Annotated in this window: 24 protein-coding genes; 8 read left to right on the top strand and 16 right to left on the bottom strand. The window is 48.4% G+C overall.

What is annotated here, in order from left to right:
* Positions 1-147: 147 nt before the first annotated feature.
* Positions 148-285: a hypothetical protein gene (locus Q4579_RS01855; protein ID WP_303561195.1), complete on the top strand. Its 138-nt coding sequence runs from the start codon at positions 148-150 to the stop codon at positions 283-285.
* A gap of 45 nt (positions 286-330) precedes the next feature.
* Here the strand turns inward: Q4579_RS01855 and Q4579_RS01850 are convergent, their stop codons facing one another.
* Together Q4579_RS01850 and Q4579_RS01845 are read right to left on the bottom strand one after the other, a co-directional pair.
* Positions 331-474, bottom strand: coding sequence for a hypothetical protein (locus tag Q4579_RS01850; protein WP_303561194.1), 144 nt, complete (start codon positions 472-474; stop codon positions 331-333).
* A gap of 40 nt (positions 475-514) precedes the next feature.
* Entirely contained in the window at positions 515-982 is a 468-nt protein-coding gene (locus tag Q4579_RS01845) for a hypothetical protein (RefSeq protein WP_303561193.1), read from the bottom strand.
* Positions 983-1,395: 413 nt separating this feature from the next.
* Here Q4579_RS01845 and Q4579_RS01840 point away from each other — a divergent pair, with 413 nt between their 5' ends.
* Positions 1,396-2,646 carry an SGNH/GDSL hydrolase family protein gene (locus Q4579_RS01840; protein WP_303561192.1) on the top strand — a complete coding sequence of 417 codons (1,251 nt, stop codon included), beginning with the start codon at positions 1,396-1,398 and terminating at the stop codon, positions 2,644-2,646.
* A gap of 59 nt (positions 2,647-2,705) precedes the next feature.
* Here Q4579_RS01840 and Q4579_RS01835 read toward each other — a convergent pair whose 3' ends face one another.
* Genes Q4579_RS01835 through dctP form a run of 4 tightly spaced genes read right to left on the bottom strand, consistent with a single transcriptional unit; the run spans position 2,706 to position 6,117 of the window.
* Positions 2,706-3,146 (bottom strand): universal stress protein, encoded by a 441-nt coding sequence (locus Q4579_RS01835; RefSeq protein WP_303561191.1) that lies wholly within the window; start codon positions 3,144-3,146, stop codon positions 2,706-2,708.
* Positions 3,147-3,163: 17 nt separating this feature from the next.
* Complete coding sequence (locus Q4579_RS01830) at positions 3,164-4,450, bottom strand: TRAP transporter large permease (RefSeq protein ID WP_303561189.1); 1,287 nt, start codon at positions 4,448-4,450, stop codon at positions 3,164-3,166.
* Positions 4,451-4,462: 12 nt separating this feature from the next.
* The gene (locus Q4579_RS01825; protein ID WP_303561188.1) at positions 4,463-5,038 is read right to left on the bottom strand and encodes a TRAP transporter small permease; all 576 of its coding nucleotides are present in this window, start codon (positions 5,036-5,038) and stop codon (positions 4,463-4,465) included.
* A gap of 56 nt (positions 5,039-5,094) precedes the next feature.
* Complete coding sequence (gene dctP / locus Q4579_RS01820; RefSeq protein ID WP_303561186.1) at positions 5,095-6,117, bottom strand: TRAP transporter substrate-binding protein DctP; 1,023 nt, start codon at positions 6,115-6,117, stop codon at positions 5,095-5,097.
* Between the two features lie 976 nt (positions 6,118-7,093).
* Between dctP and yghU the strand changes: the two genes are divergently transcribed.
* Complete coding sequence (gene yghU, locus Q4579_RS01815; protein ID WP_303561185.1) at positions 7,094-7,951, top strand: glutathione-dependent disulfide-bond oxidoreductase; 858 nt, start codon at positions 7,094-7,096, stop codon at positions 7,949-7,951.
* A 185-nt stretch (positions 7,952-8,136) separates the two neighbouring features.
* Here yghU and Q4579_RS01810 read toward each other — a convergent pair whose 3' ends face one another.
* The 5 genes from Q4579_RS01810 to Q4579_RS01790 all read right to left on the bottom strand — a co-directional run bounded on the left by Q4579_RS01810 (position 8,137) and on the right by Q4579_RS01790 (position 11,259).
* Positions 8,137-8,619, bottom strand: a complete 483-nt coding sequence (locus Q4579_RS01810; RefSeq protein ID WP_303561184.1) for a PH domain-containing protein — start codon at positions 8,617-8,619, stop codon at positions 8,137-8,139.
* Complete coding sequence (locus tag Q4579_RS01805) at positions 8,616-8,753, bottom strand: hypothetical protein (RefSeq protein ID WP_303561183.1); 138 nt, start codon at positions 8,751-8,753, stop codon at positions 8,616-8,618. The genes Q4579_RS01810 and Q4579_RS01805 overlap by 4 nt, the downstream gene beginning before the upstream one ends.
* Positions 8,750-8,968: a hypothetical protein gene (locus tag Q4579_RS01800; RefSeq protein ID WP_303561182.1), complete on the bottom strand. Its 219-nt coding sequence runs from the start codon at positions 8,966-8,968 to the stop codon at positions 8,750-8,752. Before Q4579_RS01800 ends, Q4579_RS01805 begins: the two co-directional genes overlap by 4 nt.
* Before the next feature lie 319 nt (positions 8,969-9,287).
* Complete coding sequence (locus Q4579_RS01795) at positions 9,288-9,974, bottom strand: radical SAM protein (RefSeq protein WP_303561181.1); 687 nt, start codon at positions 9,972-9,974, stop codon at positions 9,288-9,290.
* Between the two features lie 376 nt (positions 9,975-10,350).
* A complete protein-coding gene (locus tag Q4579_RS01790) occupies positions 10,351-11,259 on the bottom strand; it encodes an AraC family transcriptional regulator (RefSeq protein ID WP_303561179.1) in 909 nt (302 codons plus the stop codon).
* A 365-nt stretch (positions 11,260-11,624) separates the two neighbouring features.
* On the opposite strand from Q4579_RS01790, the gene Q4579_RS01785 reads away from it, so the two are divergent.
* Both Q4579_RS01785 and Q4579_RS01780 read left to right on the top strand, forming a co-directional pair.
* Complete coding sequence (locus Q4579_RS01785; protein WP_303561177.1) at positions 11,625-11,774, top strand: hypothetical protein; 150 nt, start codon at positions 11,625-11,627, stop codon at positions 11,772-11,774.
* Positions 11,771-12,121, top strand: a complete 351-nt coding sequence (locus tag Q4579_RS01780) for a hypothetical protein (RefSeq protein ID WP_303561175.1) — start codon at positions 11,771-11,773, stop codon at positions 12,119-12,121. The genes Q4579_RS01785 and Q4579_RS01780 overlap by 4 nt, the downstream gene beginning before the upstream one ends.
* Before the next feature lie 57 nt (positions 12,122-12,178).
* On the opposite strand, the gene Q4579_RS01775 is transcribed toward Q4579_RS01780, so the two are convergent.
* Positions 12,179-13,084: a LysR family transcriptional regulator gene (locus Q4579_RS01775; protein WP_303561173.1), complete on the bottom strand. Its 906-nt coding sequence runs from the start codon at positions 13,082-13,084 to the stop codon at positions 12,179-12,181.
* 93 nt (positions 13,085-13,177) lie between these two features.
* On the opposite strand from Q4579_RS01775, the gene Q4579_RS01770 reads away from it, so the two are divergent.
* Positions 13,178-14,098 carry a DMT family transporter gene (locus Q4579_RS01770; protein WP_303561171.1) on the top strand — a complete coding sequence of 307 codons (921 nt, stop codon included), beginning with the start codon at positions 13,178-13,180 and terminating at the stop codon, positions 14,096-14,098.
* Positions 14,099-14,131: 33 nt separating this feature from the next.
* Here Q4579_RS01770 and Q4579_RS01765 read toward each other — a convergent pair whose 3' ends face one another.
* The gene (locus Q4579_RS01765) at positions 14,132-15,115 is read right to left on the bottom strand and encodes an LLM class flavin-dependent oxidoreductase (protein ID WP_303561169.1); all 984 of its coding nucleotides are present in this window, start codon (positions 15,113-15,115) and stop codon (positions 14,132-14,134) included.
* 255 nt (positions 15,116-15,370) lie between these two features.
* Between Q4579_RS01765 and Q4579_RS01760 the strand changes: the two genes are divergently transcribed.
* On the top strand, positions 15,371-16,183 hold the full coding sequence (locus Q4579_RS01760; RefSeq protein WP_303561167.1) for an alpha/beta fold hydrolase: 813 nt from the start codon (positions 15,371-15,373) through the stop codon (positions 16,181-16,183).
* Positions 16,184-16,257: 74 nt separating this feature from the next.
* Here Q4579_RS01760 and Q4579_RS01755 read toward each other — a convergent pair whose 3' ends face one another.
* Genes Q4579_RS01755 through Q4579_RS01745 form a run of 3 tightly spaced genes read right to left on the bottom strand, consistent with a single transcriptional unit; the run spans position 16,258 to position 19,012 of the window.
* Entirely contained in the window at positions 16,258-16,788 is a 531-nt protein-coding gene (locus tag Q4579_RS01755) for an NAD-binding protein (RefSeq protein ID WP_368501949.1), read from the bottom strand.
* A 13-nt stretch (positions 16,789-16,801) separates the two neighbouring features.
* Positions 16,802-18,637 (bottom strand): DUF4105 domain-containing protein, encoded by a 1,836-nt coding sequence (locus tag Q4579_RS01750; protein WP_303561166.1) that lies wholly within the window; start codon positions 18,635-18,637, stop codon positions 16,802-16,804.
* Between the two features lie 12 nt (positions 18,638-18,649).
* Positions 18,650-19,012, bottom strand: a complete 363-nt coding sequence (locus Q4579_RS01745; RefSeq protein ID WP_303561165.1) for an adenosine deaminase — start codon at positions 19,010-19,012, stop codon at positions 18,650-18,652.
* A gap of 413 nt (positions 19,013-19,425) precedes the next feature.
* On the opposite strand from Q4579_RS01745, the gene Q4579_RS01740 reads away from it, so the two are divergent.
* Positions 19,426-19,935, top strand: a complete 510-nt coding sequence (locus Q4579_RS01740) for a hypothetical protein (RefSeq protein WP_303561164.1) — start codon at positions 19,426-19,428, stop codon at positions 19,933-19,935.
* Positions 19,936-20,445: the final 510 nt, after the last annotated feature.

Genomic DNA, 20,445 nt, shown 5'->3' with positions numbered 1-20,445 from the left:
GCATGACGCAGCACCGGGATCATGCCATCGTCAGAATTATTTTGCCCTTCAGGCTCGAACCATGGTGTTCAATCGTTTCTAAAGCCTGTTGAAACTGCGCCAGTGGGACAGTGTGGTCGACATCTAACCGAATTTGTGAGACAGAAAATGCGCAAGCATCTGCTCAAACTGTGCGTTGCGGGTGGCTTTGCCTGCCTGATCTTCCCAGTCGCGCAGGAAGAATTGGCTGAACCGGATCGCATGCTGCTGATATTCAAAAAACTGTCTCTCATCGTGGGTCAGTGACAGGGTGCCGTAGGTCAGGTACTGCCCTATGCCATGAATCTAGAGTCAATCGCTGGGGTTGATATTCGCCGCCTCTATCCGGACCCGGGCGAGATGTGTTTCTCGTGGCGTTAACGGAAGATGTTCCAGAACCAGAACCGCTCCGGGATCCCCAAAGCGCAGCTGATTGATTTGGGTGTTGTGCGTCATTGACGTTATTTTCCGTCGTCCGCTGAAAACCATGAAGCGCTTAATGAAATTCGTTTGACTCATCCAAATCGGGGGCTGTCGGTGAGTGAGCCTTCAGTGTCGTGATGATGATTTTTCGATCATTGGGCTCAAATTGATCGAAGATCTCATCCCCCGAGATTTGCTGTGCCTGCCGGGCGAATTGTGCTGCTTGTTCAGTATGACCAAGTTTCAGACAGGCTTTGGCTGAGGTCAGGAAGGGAAGGGGTTGTTGCTGCTCACGACACCAGTTTAAAGCCAGCCCGGAGACAGCAATAGCATCTTCATAGTTATGATTTTCCAGCAATACTGAGCCGTAACCACTTTTGATCCAGAAATTCAGATCATCATCGGGTAAGTGATCATCGGCGTATACTGAAGCTTGCTGCCACATGTGTAAGGCTTCAGACAAACTTCCGTCCAATTCAAGAAAAAGTGCTTTATTTGCGAGTGCAAAGGCATGGTCAGCATGTGGATTATTGTCTGTCATCATCATTCACTGTGTGTTTGGGTGTATTTCCAATATGGGAAAATATCCCATGGGGAAGCGAGGTACGTGTTCAGAAGAAGAAGCGTTAATTTTCTGCTAAAGGTTGATTCAGCGATATTATCATCTCAAGTCGTGGATTTGTCCTTTTAAATTCACTGTGAGGATGTGCTGGACGAAAATGTGCAACGGTTGCAAAAAGACCTTTTTTATAGGGTTATATGGTTGTTTCTGATCACAAAACCTTGCTCAATCGCGTTTTTTGCGCGGTTTCAGTCAGTCGCCAAAAATTGCTGATAAAGTCACCGCGATTTGAACCTGGTTCCATTTTATTGCTTCTAGTTTCAGTGCAACTTTGACAGCTAATATTCCTGTCAACTATAGGTCATAGCGTTTCCAATAACCGATGGCTATTTATGAAAAAGTTACTGTTTCTGTCGGCGCTGATGCCTGTCACTACATTCGCGCAACCTGCTGAAATTCCAGCCCCCCGTGCCCCTTTGTCTGCCGCACTGATTCAGGAAGTCCAAAGTGCCAATACCTACACTTATGTCCGGTGCTGGTATCGTCCGGCTCAGTCGCATGATGATCCGGCAACCACCTGGGAGTGGGCGCTGGATCAAAATGGGGAGTACTACACATTGAATGGTTACTGGTGGTCCGGCTGGTCATTCAAAAATATGTTCTATACCAGTACGCCTCAGTCCGACATTCAGCAGCGCTGTGCAGATACGCTGGGTGTGACACATGAGACGGCAGATATGCTGTTTTATGCCGCGGATAACCGCTGGTCGTATAACCACACTGTGTGGAGCAACGATCAGGGCGCGGTGAGTGGTCTGAATAAAGTGGTGGCGTTTGGCGATAGTCTGTCAGACACCGGGAATTTGTTTAATGCGTCGCAGTGGGTGTTTCCAAACCGGAATTCCTGGTTCCTGGGCCACTTTTCGAACGGCTTTGTCTGGACGGAGTATTTGTCGGAAAGCCTGAACCTGCCTTTATACAACTGGGCCGTTGGCGGTGCGGCTGGTTCGAACCAGTATGTTGCCCTGACTGGGGTGACCGAGCAGGTGACATCGTATCTTGAATACATGCAACTGGCGAAAAACTACAACCCGGCGAATACTTTGTTCACGCTGGAATTTGGTTTGAATGACTTCATGAACTATGACCGCAGTGTTGCAGATGCGTCGGCGGATTTCAGCGAGGCCATGAAGCGCTTAATTGCGTCTGGCGCCCATCACATTTTGCTGATGACTTTGCCGGATGCCACCCGTGCGCCACAGTTCAAGTATGCGTCACAGGCTGAGATCGACAAGGTTCAGGCAAAGATTCTGGCGTTTAACGCGTTTATTCTGGCGGAAGCGAAGCGGTATCAGGAGCAAGGTGTCAATGTTGTCCTGTTTGATGCGCACAAACTGTTTGATCAGATCACCTCTGATCCGCAGTCCCATGGTTTTGCCAATGCCAAAGATGCCTGTCTGGATATCAATCGCAACTCGGCAGCCGATTACCTTTACAGCCACAGTTTTACAGATGAGTGCGCGTTGTATGGTTCAGATCAGTATGTTTTCTGGGGCGTGACCCACCCGACAACGGCAACCCACAAATATATTGCGAATGCGATGTATCTTCCGGTGATTTCAAACTTTGAGATTCAGCCTTAAAGCAGATGCCCACTCAGGCCGGGTGCGCCAGCCTGAGTGGGCCAACAGGTATCGGAACGCTAGACCACTAAGGTCGGGCAGGGCGCCCGGCCAGCCACACGCTGAGAGACGCTGCCCAGAATCATGCCTTCGACATCGGAGTGGGTACCTTGCGCACCCATCACAATCAGATCGACGTTTTTATCTTTGGCAAAAGTGATAATGGTTTTGGAGGGGCGACCGCCTTTCACAAACCCGCGGAGTTTCTCAGCACCACGTTCTTTGGCATAGGCTTTGGCCTGTTCAACCACATTCCGGGCGTATTCAGTCAGTGCCTGATCCGGAATCTGCATGTTCTCCGGGCGAATCATCGACAGGGAGGCTTCAAACAAACTGTGATGCTTGAACACACAGAGCAGGTAAATTTCTGCGTGAGTCAGCTTTTGTAGCGCAATGGCTCTCTCAAGCGCTTTCAGCGCCGTTGTGGAGCCATCTACAGCAACAAGGATCCGTTTGAACATCAAAGCCTCCTGTCAGGTTAATCGGCGAACGCAATATCTCTCAGGAACAGGGCAATTTCCGGGAACACCACCAGTAATGCTGCCGATAATAGCAAGATGGCAATGAATGGCCCGGTCCCCCGAATGACTTCCCAGTAGGGTTTCTTGAAGATCGCGATGGCGGTGAAGATATCGCAGCCAAAGGGCGGTGTTGCCGAACCAATTGCGACCTGCAGCGTAATGATAATCCCCACATGGACCGGATCCAGATTGGTTGCTTCAATTGCCGGGGCAAAAATTGGCGTTAATACCAGAATAACGACAATGGGATCGACAAACATGCAGGCGATAAAGAACGCGACCGAAATTGAAGCGAGCACGCCAAGCGGCCCCATTTCATCAATACCGACTGCTTCCAGAATGGTTTGCGGGATTTGCGCGAAAGAGATGATCCACGAGAAACCATTCCCGACACCGACAAGAATAAAGACCACGGCAGTGATCAGGCCGGTTGATTTGGCGATGGTGTAAATATCTTTGCTGCCCAGCGAACGGAAGACGATGAATTCCAGAATGATGGCATAGAGCACACACACTGCCGCCGCTTCGGTCGGGCTGAAAATACCCCCGTAAATTCCGCCAACGATGATCACCGGGAACATCAGCGGCCAGATGGCTTCCTTAGAGGCCTGAAGGCGTTCAGACCAACTGGCTTTCGGTTCTGTGGGCACCTTGTTGATGGTTGCGTATACCAGACAATACAGCGAGAAGAAGGTCAGAATCATCAGGCCTGGGCCGACACCCGCAATGAAAAGCTCTGCGATTGAGGTTTCAGAGATCACGCCGTAAATGATCATCCCAATACTGGGCGGGATCAGAAAGGCAATATCACTGGCATTGATAATCAGGGCCAGTGAGAAGGAGTCACTGTATCCGGCCCGGAGCAGCTTCGGGCGCAGTGCAGAACCGACGGCGACCACAGTGGCCTGAGTGGAACCAGACACGGCACCAAACAGGGTGCAGGACGTCGCGGTACTGATGGCCAGACCACCGCGGATGTGGCCGATGAATGTCATGACCATCTGGATGAGGCGGTCGGCCGAATGGCCACGGGTCATGATATCTGCGGCGAGAATAAACATCGGGACCGCAATCAAAGAGGCCGGGCGAATCCCGCCCAGCACTTGCTGGATGAAGGTATCCATTTGTCCCATGCCGCCAAACATCATGTAGAAACCAGTCAGGGCGGCGGTTATCAGAGGGATCATCATTGGGAAGCCAATCAAGAGCAGCACAATCATGATCAGCATCAGGGTCATTGCCATGGAGAATACCTTTTATACTTCACTTTCTGTGTCGGCGTAGCCGTCCAGCACGCCTGTTGATAAATAAATATCTTTGCTGGTGAGGTTCTTGTAAGCGGTCAGCAGGTATTGCAAACCGGTGACGGCAAAGCCCAGCGGAACCCAAACGTAAATCCACCAGATCTCAAAGCCTAAAGCCGGGAGAATGCGCCCGCGTTCATAAACTGAAACGATGTACAGGTAAGCAAAGTAGGTGAGCAGAAACATGATGGCGGCAGTGATAAAGCACACCAGGATCATGACAATTTTCCGGCCCTGAAAGGGCAGCATGTCATACACAGCGGACATGCGGATATGCCGGCCATGACGCGCCGCATAGCCGATACCGGCAAAGGTAATCAGAATGATCAGAATCCGGTTGATTTCACCGGAGAAGAAAAGCCCTTGGCCAAACCCGAAACGGGCAACGACATTCACACAAGTGTTCAGTGCCATCAGGAGCACACCGGTTGCGAGCATGACGGCTTCAGCTTTACTGATGAGTGTATCGACTTTGCCGAGTACGCCGGGTAATTCCGAGTGATAATCCAAAGATTCGGAATCGGACATCGTGTTTTCCTCAGTCAACGGGCACCGTCTGACGCAACGGTGCCCGGTACAACGAATTATTGTTGTGCAGATTTCAGATCAGCTTTGAACTGATCCAGCAGTGCCTGACCATCTTTTCCGGTCATTTCAATGAAGGTTTTTTCGACCTGAGGGGCCCGGGCTTTGAACTTGTCTATTTGCGCCTGAGTCAGTCGGGTGACGGTGACATCGTCACTTGCAGCTTCAATTTTTTCCAGGGATTTCTCCGCTAACCCGGTAATGTGCTTCATGGTTTCCTGGAAGGCATACTCAGACGCCTGACGCACCATGGCCTGATCGTCTTTCGACAGTTTGTCGAAGAATTTCTTATTGGCCATTGAAGCTGTGGTGAACCAGCCATGGCGGGTGAAAATCAGGTTTGGTGAAACCTCGTACAAGCCGCCGGACTCGATCCAGAAGATTGGGTTTTCCTGCCCCTGAATCATATTGGTCTGCAGTGCGCCGTACACTTCACCCCAAGGTAACGGGGTCGGGGTTGCGCCAAAGGCTTCGTAGGTGGATGACAGCAGCGGGTTGGTCATGACCCGGATCTTCTTGCCCTTCAGTTCTTCCGGGGTCGTGATGGGTTCGTCGACCGTCATCACCATTTCGCCTTCCGGGTACATCTTCAGCAATTCCAGTCCCTGCTCTTCATAAAGCGCCGGGAAGTTTTCATTCACGGCTTTGCTGGTTTTAAAGAAGCTGATGACAGATTTCATGTCCGTTGGCATCAGATATGGGATAAAGAAAATTTGTGCTTCAGGAATGAGTGAACCGGTAAAGCCGGGCGACTGGTTCACAAACTGGAGAATGCCAGCCTGCGTCTGTTCCATAATATCGTCTGACTCACCCAGTTCACCAAAGCGGTAAATTTTCAGGGTATGGTCGGAATGCTCTTCAATATAATCTTTGAATTTATGTGCATACACGTCCTGAACATCGCCTTCATATTCTTCGTGCGCGTATCGCCAGGTATCGGCATTGGCAAGCGCGGAAAATCCGACAGAAGCAGCAATACATGACATTGCGGCAATATGTTTAATATGACGGTGAAATGACATCACGTCCCTCCTTGATGGGATGCTTAATTCGACCTTTCTCTGACGAAAATAACCACACTCATATTAATGGTTTTTCCAGAAAATAAGAGGGTACATCGACATTGAAGGCTGAAAAATAAAGTGGTTATCCTTTTATACACTGACAATAGTATTGTTTTTATTAAAGAATTTCGTGACCGAAATGTCTCTTGGTGTGAGATTCGTCACAAATAATAAGGTGGGGTGAAATGAATGTGTGATGTGGTCTGTTTATGGTTGACATGAATATTTCTGTGATTTTATTTTTAATTGAACGTTTAATTAAGTTTGATTTGTTTTTCTTTGTGAAAATAAAATCACTCGTTTTTGTTTGGGTTTTCACTCAATAATATCTCATGCGCATTCTGTTTTTGTGATTTTATTTTCTCTGCAGATTAAATCGTTACAAATAACGGTCTCTGTTTCACAGAGCCGTTTATGGCGGTATTCCTGTTTGTTAAAAATAACAATCTTTGATGGTTTTTTATTTATCGGGAAGGAAACCAACGAGAAGTTTCGGGGGTTACCCGGTAATGCATCATCCAGAGGTGCGTAACCCCAAGTCTGCCCGTTCAGAGCAGACTCAGTGAGTCAGCAGATGACTGCAGAACACAGTGGTACATCTTGCGTGCTCATCCTTTCGGCGAGATGGCATTCAGTAAAGGCTTGGTTTCAGCGTTGGCCGTGATGATCAGATACTCATATTTCCCTGCTTGAGCCGAGATTCGCCTGTAACTTTGCTTGCATAGATTTTCCTTCACTTCAGGGATATCAATAGGTTGGTTTGTGTGAGCTTGAGTAAGGGCTCCATGAACCCTCTGTTCAGCCGATACAACGGCCTGGACTGAATGAAAATTTTTTATCACCAAACGGTCTAATGCCGGGGTGGCTCTGACCAGCGATTTCGGTCAGAGTGGTGCCCTGTTGATCAGGATGAATATCACAAAAGGTGAAAGAGATGTCGAACGCATACGTACCCCCGAAAGTCTGGACAATGGATGCAGAAAACGGCGGCGAGTGGGCCAGTATCAACCGCCCGGAAGCCGGTGCACGTTTTGACCGGGAACTGCCGATCGGGGAGCATCCATTGCAGCTCTATTCCATGGGGACGCCCAATGGCCAGAAAATCACCATCATGCTGGAAGAGTTGCTGGCGCTGGGAGAATCGGGTGCTGAATACGATGCCCATTTGATCAGAATTGGTGATGGCGATCAGTTTTCATCTGGTTTTGTGGCGGTGAATCCAAACTCTAAGATTCCGGCGCTGGTGGATCGCTCGGGCAGTACGCCGGTGAATGTCTTTGAGTCGGGTTCGATTCTGCTGTATCTGGCGGAGAAGTTCGGTCAGCTACTGCCTCAGGATCATGCAGCCCGCACGCAAGTGCTGAACTGGCTGTTCTGGCTGCAAGGTTCCGCCCCTTATCTGGGCGGTGGTTTTGGCCACTTCTATGCCTATGCACCGGAAAAGTTCGAATATCCTATTAATCGCTTTACCATGGAAGCGAAACGTCAGCTCGATTTGCTCGACAAACAACTGGCAGAAAATACCTATATTGCGGGTGAAACCTTCAGTATTGCGGATATCGCCATTTGGCCGTGGTACGGCAATCTGGTTCTGGGACTGGCTTATAATGCCGCTGAGTTTCTGGATGCCGGCAGTTATCAGCACCTGCAACGCTGGGCAAAAATGATTTATGAGCGCCCGGCCGTCCAGCGGGGCCGCATCGTGAACAAAACTTCTGGTGAAGCCTGGGAAGCGATTGAAGAGCGCCACAGTGCGGCAGATATTGACGCAGCACTCAAGCAGCGGCCGTAATACAGCGGATGAATACAAAAAATGGCAGCCGAGGCTGCCATTTGTTGTTGCTGTCTTTTTTCAGGGATCACTTGTCTGTTTTTGAAGGAGTTCTGTATGTCAGGAGCGGGCTGAATCACAACTTCGATCGTTTTAAAAATGGCAGTTTTATCTGCCACTGTCTTTGTCAACAATAGAGTTGTGTTTTAAAACGATAATGATTTTAAGCGTTTTAAATTTTCGGCATCAGCAGAAATAATGATGTATTTATATTTTCCTTCTTTCAGGGAGACAACAGCATAAGGTTTTTTATTAGTCATCATAAAAACTTTTTCGCCGTTTTTACTTCTGAAGCTTCCCACATTGTATCCAAATAAACTGATACCATTGGCTCTATAACGAATGGAAATGTTTGAATTGTAATTTTCCTGGCTTTCAATGGACCCAATGTTTTCGAGCAGCGTTTGGTATTTCCAGATTTTACCGCCGACATAAAGTTGATTATCTTGAATCTCAACTTTAGATGTCAGAATTTGCAGCATTGAAATAGCATAAAATGCCAGTATCAAGATGGCCACAGAGATTGTGATCCAGTTTAATCCGGGTGTCAGGCTTAAAATTGCTCCCCCAATAAAAATAACACTGAGAATGAAAATTGTAGATATATTGGCATCAATAGGGTAGGTCATTGTAATACCTCATATTGCTTTTGTATAATCCGATTCATAGCTGCCATGACTTGATCATATTCACCCTCTGGGATGGTGATTAAACCAAGGTTGAGGGCCGCATCAATTGCTGCTCTTGATTCAGATTTCTTCATTTGTCAGCCCAGACTGCTTGAGGAAGATGAGACTTTCTCAGCTCAATTTTGAGTCTGGGAGTAAGATGACCATTTTCAGTCGCGGATAAGATACTTCTCGGCTTGCCGAAAATTCTTTCTGAATCAGGTTCTGAATTTAAAGCAGAGACTGGAATAGACGGGATCGCCAAAGTTCCTATAACACCATAGGTTGTAAACTTATTTGCTTTTTTCATAAATATTCTTGGGTCACTTTTATTAGGTTATAAGTATTTAATACACGAACAATATTGTCGGGGTATATTTCGATGAGTCGTTCTCTCATGTCTGGCTCATTATGGATTATTTCGCAAGCCTGACATGGATGTGTGATTTTATCTAAGCGTTCATGACGATCTCCTATTAGTTTTTTCAGAATGTTGTAAGGACCATCAATTTTGATCCAGAGTTTTAAAAATCATGTTCCTGTTCTCGTTTGTAACTGCCGATGTCCTGAATGTGTGATAACTTCATTTCGTGAATATGAGAGACAGTTAATCCGCAACAGGCTGTAATTTATTTATCGGGCGTTGCAACCATGACATCAAATAAATTATCGCAACCTTTTTCGAGTCCAATGACCTGAGTGACAAGCGCGCGTACTTCGCTTGTCTCATGAAAATTCATCCATGAGTTCACTCTGAGTTCAAATAAATTGTTTCCCTGCAATTGTTTAATTTTCGGGTTGGTGTGAAAAGACTCAAAGCAATCCGATGTTTGAGTATCGGTTTCCAGTGTCACTAAGGTGAAAATAGATTGACTCACGAGCGCTGTGACCGCATTCATAATGGTGTTTTCTGAAACCCACTGCTGGTGATCAAGGCCAGTACTCAGATTGATCTCATTTACACCGGCCTGATTCAGTTTTTGTGCATACTCCATGGCTTTCTCTGGTCGTTTCGCCCAGTAGCCGTTGGTCACACAGTGAGTTGCTAGCCCAAGTTGAGTGCACTTGGCAATTAATGACAAGAGCTTGTCCTTCAGCATGAAGCATTCGCCGCCAGTAAAAACGACGAGACGAATAGAAGGATGCTCCTGAATCGCATCATCAATAAACTGACTCATCTCAGCGTAACTTAATGATTTTGTGATGGAAGGACTGCATTCGAAACAGCAATCAGCACAAGCAGCTGTGCACTGGTATGTCGTGATAATTGATAGCGTGCTGGGCGATATCTCGATTTTAAATAATTGCTCAGACACCGTTTTACCTCAAATAAGAATTAAAATCATAATCAAACGCACTCATAATATATTTGTTTCATATAATGATGTAGATCGATATGTTTAGTTTGTGATCTGTACAGACAAGAAAAATTTAGTCTATATGCCTGTATATATTGAGGATTTATTGGGTGTTGTTCTGATTTGTAAGTATTTTATGGCTGATGTGTCCTTTGTCTATGGGGCGTGGTGAGTGTGTGACTTTCAAAGGATACGTGTTGATTGAAAACTGATTCTGCCCGAATCATAAGTCCGGATAGCGCAGGTTGTGACTCAGAGGTTGGAGAGTGGAAGATAAGGCGGTGAGAGACCGGAACAATCAGTTTGTCTGAATTGCTCCGGTCAGGCGCTTGGATTAAATCCAGTCTTCCATCTGCGGCTTGTGACCTCGCAGGCGGCTGATGTCTGTCATGGGCGGGATGCCAAACAGGCGGCTGTATTCCCGGTTGAAGTGGGACGGGCTTTCATAGCCGACCCGATAGCTGGCGGCGGAAGCATCAAGGCCGTCTTGCAGCATGATCCGGCGGGCTTCATTGAGGCGAAGCTGTTTCTGAAACTGCAACGGCGTCATGGATGTTACCGCTTTGAAGGCGTTGAACAGGGAAGACTGGCTCATGTGCACCATATCGGCCAGCTCCTGCACCCGGATGGGTTCCCGGTATCGCTGCTGAATCATTTCAACAACTTTGCTGATGCGGTTGGCCTGCGTGTCCCGAAGCAGGAACTGGCGAAGCTGTACGCCTGCCGGGCTTTTGAGCAGCCGATACATGAGCTCCCGTTTGAGCAGTGGCAGCATAATCGCAATGTCTTCCGGATGGTCGAGCAGGCTCAGAAAGCGTTTGAACACCAACAGCATGTCTTCATCAGAAGCCACGGTTCTGATGCAGTAGGGACATTTGATGATGGCCTCAGGCTGCTCTTTCATTGCAATCAGCAAATCGGTCAGTTCTTTGAGATCCAGCGCAATGCTGATGCCAATGTAAGGCTGTTCTTCAGAGGCTCGCAGAATTTCGCCGACCACTGGCATCATCACAGGCACCAGCAAAAAATCCCCGGCGTTCAGCATCAGTTCACGTGCGCCAGCCGTAATGCGTTTCTCACCCTGCACCAGTAAGCACAACATCGGACTGTAAATCGTCGGGGAGCAGGCACTGTTTTCGGTGCTGTGCATCAGCTTCAATTCCGGCAGGACTGTGTCGGTCAGTCCCGGCCCATCAATATGCCGATTCACCAGATGGATTAATTCTTCTTGGATCGCTGTCATGCCGTCGCTCACTTTGTTTATCCCTCATGCGACAATAGAGTATAAGGCAAGCTTTCGGTCAGCGTTTTATGGAAAGATACCGTTCGGAGGAATAGGCAAGGATTGTGTAGAAACAGGCAAGGTGCTTGTCGGAAGGGGGAGTTGGTCATCATTTCTTGTGTGTGAACCTGAGCGTGAAAGCGCCTTGATTCAATGGGAGAATTTCTTGTTTTGTAGAAATAGGCAATCATCTCCGAGCTTTCGACAATATCAATATGCTGAATGGAACATAGAATGACAAGGTGAAATCCGAACCCGGTGCAGTGGTTCGGTCACGATATTGCATTTTTCGATTTCAGCCCAGCAACGTCAGAGAGGATTGCCTGATGATGACTTTAAACCGATTTGGAGACCGCCTTCGGGGTGGTATTTCGGCGAAGCGGGGACAGACACGGTCTGACACAGCCACCGAGTCCACCGAAGTGGCAACAGTTCAGGAATCTGTTCAGAAAACGGTTCAAGAGGCGATCGGATGAATGACTGGCAGGAACCCCTGATGGGCATCATGCTGTGCAGTGTGGTCAGCCTGACCACGGCGGTTCAGTGTGCCCTGTCTCCTGAGCGGCTGTTCCAAGTGACTCAGGTGGTGCAAACGCAGGAAGAGGACGTCTGGACCCAGCTCTTTGATACGACAGCCTTAGCACGGCTGTCGGAATCTGACAGCCCGGAGCAGACGGGACAGCCCTTGTCGGAGCAGACGGGACAGCCCTTGTGGCCACGGACGGAATCCAGAGCGGATTGCCCGGAGGAAATGATCGGGCAACAGGTGCCATGTCTGAGTGATTTCCAGGAAGCCACGGGCGTCCAAAACATGATCTTCTGACCCGGCAGAGAACAGGCCGCACACGGCTTCGCCATGAGGCGGTGTGTGGCCAGATTTCTATTTACTGTCGGACATAGCCGCAAATCTTTCCATCACAAATGCCACAAAAAGCCGGACCCGCATGGGCAGATGATCCCGATCGCGATAGAGCATGAACAGCGTTCTGGGTTGACTTTGCCAGTCGGGCAGGACACGGCTGAGCTCACCCTGTTTAATCATGGGCACGGCAAAATAATCCGGGATGTAACCAATCCCCAGGCCCGACTGAATGGCATGGGTCAGCATCCGGATTTCATCGACTTCCAGCCGTAACCCTTTGGCGGGCTGGTGGTCATATTCCAGACCGCTTTTCGGATGGACCAATTGCCAGGTTGACATCGGGTGGCAGACAATCGACGGATGTTCGCTCAGCATCTCTGGATGCGTGATGGCCTGAACCGGATCATCCGGGTGTCCGCAGACAATAAAATGGATGTCTTTCAGCGGGCGTGCAATCCAGTTTTCCACCACAGGGCTGCCAACCCGGAACACAACATCCATTGCCTGTGCTTCAATATCGATCAGGGTATTGGAAAATTGCAGGTCGAGCTGGATATCCGGATATTGCTGCAGGAAGTCAAAAAAGATGGTCCGTAAAAACTGGGAGCCTGCATTGATGGGTGCACTGATCCGGATTTTCCCTTGGGGTTCATGCTTATCCCGGTGCAAGTCTTCCCCGATGTCGCTTAATTCATCGAACAGCGCGCCGGAGCGCTCAAAATACTGCTGGCCGGTATGGGTGAGCGACACACGGTGGGCGTCGCGGTTCAGTAGCCGCAATTGAAGATCCGTTTCCAGCTGGCGGATGCGTCGGCTGAGCGTGGACAGTGGCATGCCTAACTGCTCTGCAGCGGTTTTAAAGCTGCCCATCCGGGCAACGGTACAAAAGCAGCGCAGATCGTCCAGGGAATAGTTAGATTTCATTTTTGGTATCTACCGTTCTGAAATTGCTTGTTTATTCAGATATTGAAACCAATAGACTAGCGGTTATCTTCTGACAAGTCATCTGGAGTTCTGATGGATTCATCTTCACCACTGAAAGCTGTGGCTCTGCTCATTTTATGTACCTTCTTTTGGGGCAGTTGCTTTCCGATTGGCAAACATGCTCTGAATGAAGTACATGCACTTACACTGGTCTTCTGGCGTTTTACCATCGCAGCGGCCTGTCTGGCGCTCTATATTCTGATCATGGGGGCGGAGCGGTTTGTGTTAACTGTCAGGCAATGGATTTGGGTTGTTGCGGTCAGCGCAGTGGGGGTCGGCGGCCTGAACCTCGGACTCTTTACCGGGCTGGAATATACGGCGGCAACCAATGGTTCGCTGATCATGGCGCTCAGCCCGCTGACGACTGCACTCATTGCCTGTGTCGCGATGCGTACTTTGCCGACCAGGCTGCAATGCCTCAGTTTGGTGGTCAGTTTATCGGGCGTGCTGGTGGTGATCACCAACGGGCACTTGGACGCGTTGCTCAACATGCAATTCAATCAGGGCGATAAAATGATTTTCTGCGGCATGTTTGCCTGGAGTTTTTACACTTACTGCAGTCAGGGCATTAGCCGCTGGATGCCGGTTATCCCATACACGTTTGTCGGCATGCTCAGTGGTGCGACTGTGATTGGGCTGATGTGTCTGGCCACGCCGGAAGTCCACCCGTTTGCAGAGCTGTTCAGTAGTTCTGCCATCGGCATGACTGAAGTGGTTTATATTGGTGTCTTTGGCACGGTGGCAGGATATCTGTTGTGGCTGAATGGTGTCCGGGAACTGGGGTCGCAGACAGCCGCTCTTTTCTTTAATTTCGTACCGGTTTTTGCGGTGCTGACGGCCTTCCTGATGGGGCAATCGGTCACCCTGCTTCAGCTTGCCGGTATCGTGATTGTGATTCTGGGGCTGCTGTTGCCAAGATTGCCGGTCTTCAGAAAAGCGACGCAGGCGGTATAAAAAAACCGGGAGTGCCACGACTCCCGGTCATGATTACAGCGCTGCCAGCAACTCATAGGAGCGCAGCTTTTTCTCCTGATCAAAGATCAGGGCATTGGCCATAATCTCATCGGCCTGCGTCCTTTCTGTCAGCTCCGCCAATCGGGTTCTGACAGTGTCCTGATCACCATGAATGGATTCCCGCAGCTGTTTCTCGATCTGGTACTTTTCATGGGGTAGCCATACCGATTCCATGCTCCAGACCGGTGGCGGGATTTTACCCTGAACGCCGCGGATCATATTGAGAAACTTCTGCTTTTCCGTGGTGCCCAGATATTGCGCTTCCTCATTGGTTTCAGCCACAATGATGTTCACACCGATCATCACATAGGGTTTTGCCAACTGCTCAGAAGGCTGGAAATGTTCACGATAGATTTGAATAGCGCGCATCATGGCATCCGGCGCGAAGTGGGATGCGAAAGCGAACGGCAAACCTTTGATCCCGGCCAGCCGGGCACTGTAGGTACTTGAGCCCAGCAGCCAGATAGGAACCGCTGAATTGTTGCCCGGATAGGCTTTGACGGGCTGATGCGGAGAAACTGGCCCCATGAAGAATGCCAGTTCTTCCAACAGCTCATCAAAATTCGGATCCATGCGTTCCGGATCCCGTCGCAGCGCATGCATGGTCGGGTAGTCGGTGCCCGGCGCACGGCCCAGTCCCAGATCAATCCGCCCCGGATACAGCGCTTCCAGCGTGCCGAATTGCTCGGCAATCACCAGCGGCGCATGGTTGGGCAGCATGATCCCGCCAGATCCCAGACGAATCGAGGACGTTTGTGCCCCGATATGGCTGATCAACACTGATGTCGCAGCACTGGCGATATCCGGCATATTGTGGTGTTCCGCCAGCCAGAATCGCTTGTAACCCCATTGTTCGGCATGTTGCGCTAACGAGAGGGAGCGCGCATAAGTAGTCGAGAAATCGGCGCCTTCAACAACAGGCGCTAAATCTAAGATTGAGCGTGGCGGTAGTGTCATGGACCCTTCTTTCAGATGATTGATGCCAGAGTGTCAGACTATGCCTGTTTATTTGAATCGGGTAAACGGTCAGAAAAATGCTTGGTTGGTGCAATGAAACCAGTTTCCAGGCTGATGACTGTCTGGTGAGCAAGACAAAGTCTATTGATAGATAACTAATTGTTTTTAAGGCTATTGAACCTGAGGCGAAATATTTTTATAGTGCGGCCAGATTGAAACGGATGTGCTAATGAAATCGATATATCAGGAAGAATTATGAAACGAACAGTCAAGTTATCTCATTCAACCGTTTCGTATCAAATCTATATTCCCGACGACACGAGAGAAGACACTTTGCCGCCTCTGGTTTTCTTACACGGTACAAACAGCGACGGCGAGTCCAGTTTTGGGCGCATTCACCCTGAGTTCAGTCTGAACCGAAAAGTCATCATTCCGGATTATGCTGGCTGTGGAGATTCGACGCTTCCTTGTGATGGGATTTCGATTGAAACGTTAGTCGATCAAGTGGTCGCAATATTAGAAAGCTGTGAAGTCGATAAAGTTGATCTGGTTGGACATTCCCTTGGTGCAGTCGTCGCGGCGGCGCTTGCGGGCAGCTATCCGGCATATGTGAACCGACTGATTCTGAGTGCGCCATGGTGTGACTCTGGTGATCCGAGACATCAATTGATGTTTCGGACATGGAAGGCGTTAGAAGAATCGGATACTCAGTTGTCTACATCCTTTGGACTGAGTCATGTTCTGAGTCCTGGTTTTCTCTCAGGCATGGGAGAAGAAATGATTGAGAAAATCTGCAAGCGTGAAAGCCCACCCAATACCCCCATCAGAATCGAGTTAGGACTGAATGTTGATATTCGTCATTATCTGGAAAAGATTCATGCGAGAACGCTGGTGATTGGAATGGCATACGATACGCTGATTCCTTTACATATGGTACAGGTCGTTGCGAGCAGAATAAAAGACTGTGAGTATTGTGAAGTCGGTAGTGGTCATGCCGTTCAGCTTGAAAATCCATCCGATTGGTCGCGTGAAATTTCAGGTTTTTTCAACAGACACATCACCGCTTAATTCAGCATGAATGGTCGCTTCTGCATCTTTGGGAGATGCAGAAACTTGGGTTCAACGACAGGTTAAGCGGAGCATTACGACTTTGGCTGATCATGATTCGAACGCTCAAATGCCATTTCTTCATGGATACGGTCTTCAAACTGCATAAAGAGTTTGAGGTAGTTATTGTCGAATCGCTCGCCTTCTCTGGATTCTCCCAGCCAGGCTTCATACAGACTGGATGACAGTTCGTCATCAACCCGCTTGTAGGCGGTTTTCTGCTGCTGGGCCAGGCGGGGTGGATAACCCAGTTCCCGCAGGGCTGCGGCACCGATTTCCAGTGCTGAATGATAGGTTTCAGATTCAATCACATCAGCACCTGCCTGACGAAGCCGGTAACTGTGGCCCCGGTCATAGGCCCGGGCAAGTACTTTTACTTGCGGATAGCTTTGTTTGATGTGTCTGACCAGCATGATGCTGCTTTCCGGGTTATCCATGGCAACCACGACCATGGCGGCTTGTTCAATCCCTGCGGTATGGAGCAGATCGGGGCGGGTTGCATCGCCGAAATAAGCCTTGGTATTAATTTTTCGCATGGTATCAATGATGGTCGATTGATGATCCATTCAATCAAACTGATCAGTAATAATGCCGATAAAACGCCCGGAGCTGGCCTTCACGAAGTCCATCCATTTCACTGTATTGCGCCTGCAGATCGACGGCACTGTCTGCAAACCCCAGATAGGACAGTGTGACGGCAGACTGATGTCTGAAATTGCTGCTGGCGTACTGGTTCCAGACGGTGTTCGCCGACAGGTTCATTTTCACGTCATGCCGGAAATAGCTGATGAGGCCAATATCGACACCGATTGCACCCCAGGCGATGTCTGTATTGAATGACAGTTCAGTATCAGTAGTGGCGTAAGCCAACATGGCGTGATTGATGGGATAACTCAGCCCCAAGCCACCAGAGAAAAAGAATCGTTTGTTCTCCCGCTCAGTAAAATCCGTGCCGCGATCCCACTGAATCGAAAACTTGCCGGACAGCCCGCCAAACAGCGGATCATAAGGCAGATAGCTCTGGATGCCGTACAGGGTGAAGTTGTCGAGATTGAAACTGTTTTGATCCGCACTGACCGAAATTTTCATCAGTTCCAGTGAGGATTCGCTGAATGCATTGCGGTTATCATCCGTCAGCGTATGTGAAGCTGGCAGCCAGGTTGCGGTGAGATGCGGTTCGCCCGTGCTAGACCATCGGGTGCCGAGGTGCCATTGTGCATCTTTGTTCCGGTTGATGGGATTTTTGAATTCACTCAAATCAACAGCGTACGATGCAAATTCTGTGTCATAGGCTGTCAGCTTTGCGGTGTTTTCGGCAAAGATCTCCGGGGAGATGTCTTCATTTTCCAGCAAATACTGGTTCATGGCCTGCGCGAACTCCCAGGTCAGGAATTGCTCGCCAGCAGGAATCTGGGGGGCGTTGAAGCGGGTTTCCAGATGACCGGCACTAAGCTGCGTGAGCAGCGACTGTTTGGTTTCATCTTGTTGAGATGCACCATAGGCCCGTAATTTCCAGCCCGTTGAAGGGGTAATGCTGGTGTGCTGAATCATGTGATGCTGCTGGGCGAGTTGGATCATATCTAACGGACTCAGCCAGTCCCGGCGGTGTTCCATCAAATCCGGATGGGCAATCGCCAGTATATTCAGCGTAATGGAGGCGCAATTTTGGTTGTGGAAAAAATAATCAATTTGGGTGTCTTTTAATTCCCATAAGTGTAATTGGATCAGCTGTTTGTTTTTCTCTGATATTGCCAGCTGATATTCAAAAACGTTTCTGCCTTCGATATTTTTATAAAAACTCAGGCTTTCCCGGTAGGGCGAGACAATAAAGTAGCCTTCTTTGCCGACGACCAGAGAATCGAACATGATTTTGGGTAAGTTGAATCCATCGACTTCGGTAAAAAAAGAAACAGCATGGCCGGGATCGTTTTCATTATCGCTGAGTTTGAGAAATGTGTGGCCCATGAAACTGCTCGGGCTCATCAGATTTTCTGAAGCATAGGTCAGGCTGATATTTTTTGCGGAAACAGCGTCTAAAAATACCTGCAGATCCGGGCAGCGGGAAAAGTCAGGCGGCGAAACGTGTGTATTGTGTTCAGACAGCCATTGGGCTCTGGCCGGAAATCGGCAGACGTAATCCTGAGTATGTTCAGGGTTGGTCAGTTGCGCTAAATTGGCTTCAATCTCAGCCTGAATGTTTGTTGGATCCGACGAGAAATAAAAATCGTCGTCTTGAATGTTCAGTGAATGGTCACTCACATGGAGCAGTGCGGAAAACTGGGCAATGGCAGCCGTGTTACCACTGATTATACCGGAGGACACCGCTGAACCGGCCAGTGTCGGCTGGATGCCGGAGAACCAAAAAAAAGAAGCCCCCAAGAGGCTTCTCAACATCAGTTGTGTATCAAACTGCATGGATACTAAAACTTAGTTACAGTTGATTTGCAGGGTGTCCTGGTAACGCCACATTTTTTCAGAAGCGAAGTCGGTCGTTGAACCGAAAGCACCGCCAGACAGAATGTTGACGAAGAAAGTTGGTTCTACTTCTTTGTTCAGTGCGATTTGTTGTTCACACTTAGCAGAAGTGACTTTCAGAGTTTTGTTTTTGTTTTCTTTTTTCACAGTGATGATGCCCGGTGCAGTTTGCTCGATGCCATCAACTTCTACGGTGAATTTCTGATCAGAAGAAGAAACAACGTTAATACGCTGGTTTTCATCGGTCAGAATGGTAGAACAACCTACAGCAGTCAGTGCTGCACTCGCAACAATCAGAGTTTTCAATACTTGCATGATATATCCAATTAATAAAAGCGATAAAAAGCGCGCTGATTATACATTTAATTTTATATTTGACAATGTTATGACAAGGTTTGATGGTTGTTTTTTATAAAAACCAGTCAACATTTTTAGTAAAAATTAGATTTGCATATTATAAAAATACAATGTTCATAAATGATTTTTATTGGCGGCTTCTACATTTTCATGTGTGCTTCTCTGTATCTGACAAGGATATTCCTGATAGGAATCCTTGGGCAAAAGGACCGATTTATGATTCGATCTTAGTTTCATTATCGATGTAGATCTGTCGCATTCTGCCATGGGATATTCAGGACTGGTATTTGTCATCGTTGCTTCGGCGGCGCTCTGGTACTGGTTGAGTGAAAAATGATGTATGTCAGTTGGCCTTCAAGGGGTAAAGCACAATGAAAAAAATAGCATTCATGATCCTGCTCGGACTCTCAGCAACAAATGCACAAGCCGAGGTCAAAGAGACGATCATTGATATGACCAAGGGGCTGGTAAAGTTGACCAAGGAAGTCTCAAGTGGTGTCACGGAAGGGTTCAAAGAAGGCAGAAGTTCGACAGAAAGTTCGGATGGCTCGGTTGTTGTAACGAATGAAGAAGAGACACTGGCGTATATCGACATTGATTTGATGAGCGTGTCTCCCAAAACCGATTCCAATCAAACGGTTGTTGAACTCAGTTTTAAGAATCGCCACCAAAAGCCGGTGAAAATTACCGGCCTGAGCGGGGAAGGCGTTTTGCTGACCATTGATAAAGAAGGTTTTTCCCACACGCTGGCAAGCTGGCAGCAGATTGAATTTATCGTGCCGAATGAAGCTGCGAGAAAATATGCTTTCACTTTCTTTGGTGATGCTTCAGAAGTGAAGCAAGTGAGAGTCTGGCGAAAAACCTACGACGTTGCAGGTTAATTATCTTTGGTATGGCATCTGTCTTTCGTTCCGAAGACAGATTGCTGTTTTTCACCTTCCACCTTCCATATTCCATAATATTCCATATTCGGACAGTCACATTAAGGGATAACAGGTGCTTGTGATTCAATTGGGACAGTCAGGTTAACCTCTTAGTTGGACAGTCGCACTAGAGTAATGCGTACTGGGACAGTCATATTAAACAACAGGAGGTTTTAGACTCCGTGAGGCCCAACGGAAACACTGTTTGAAGCTTATGGGAAGCGTAATTGAATTGATTTTTAAATCAATCATCAGGCTGCTTTTATCCCGCTTGATTTAAAGGCGAGTGAGACTATTGTTGCGTGGAGCAAGGCATGATTTGTTGGGGATTCTGGCTGATCTGAGCTGCTTTACGGAATGAGTAATCCCGTTTTCCGCTGTCGTTTCAAGGGTGGCAAGGCCGATTGAATGGCAGCAAGGGAGCCAATGAGTGTACCTTTCTCGATTTGTGTACAGATTTTCAACCAT

This window comes from Photobacterium sp. 1_MG-2023 (assembly GCF_030547945.1).
Taxonomy (GTDB): domain Bacteria; phylum Pseudomonadota; class Gammaproteobacteria; order Enterobacterales; family Vibrionaceae; genus Photobacterium.
Note: the sequence above shows the minus strand (reverse complement) of the source record. Positions and strands in the feature narration are given on the sequence as shown.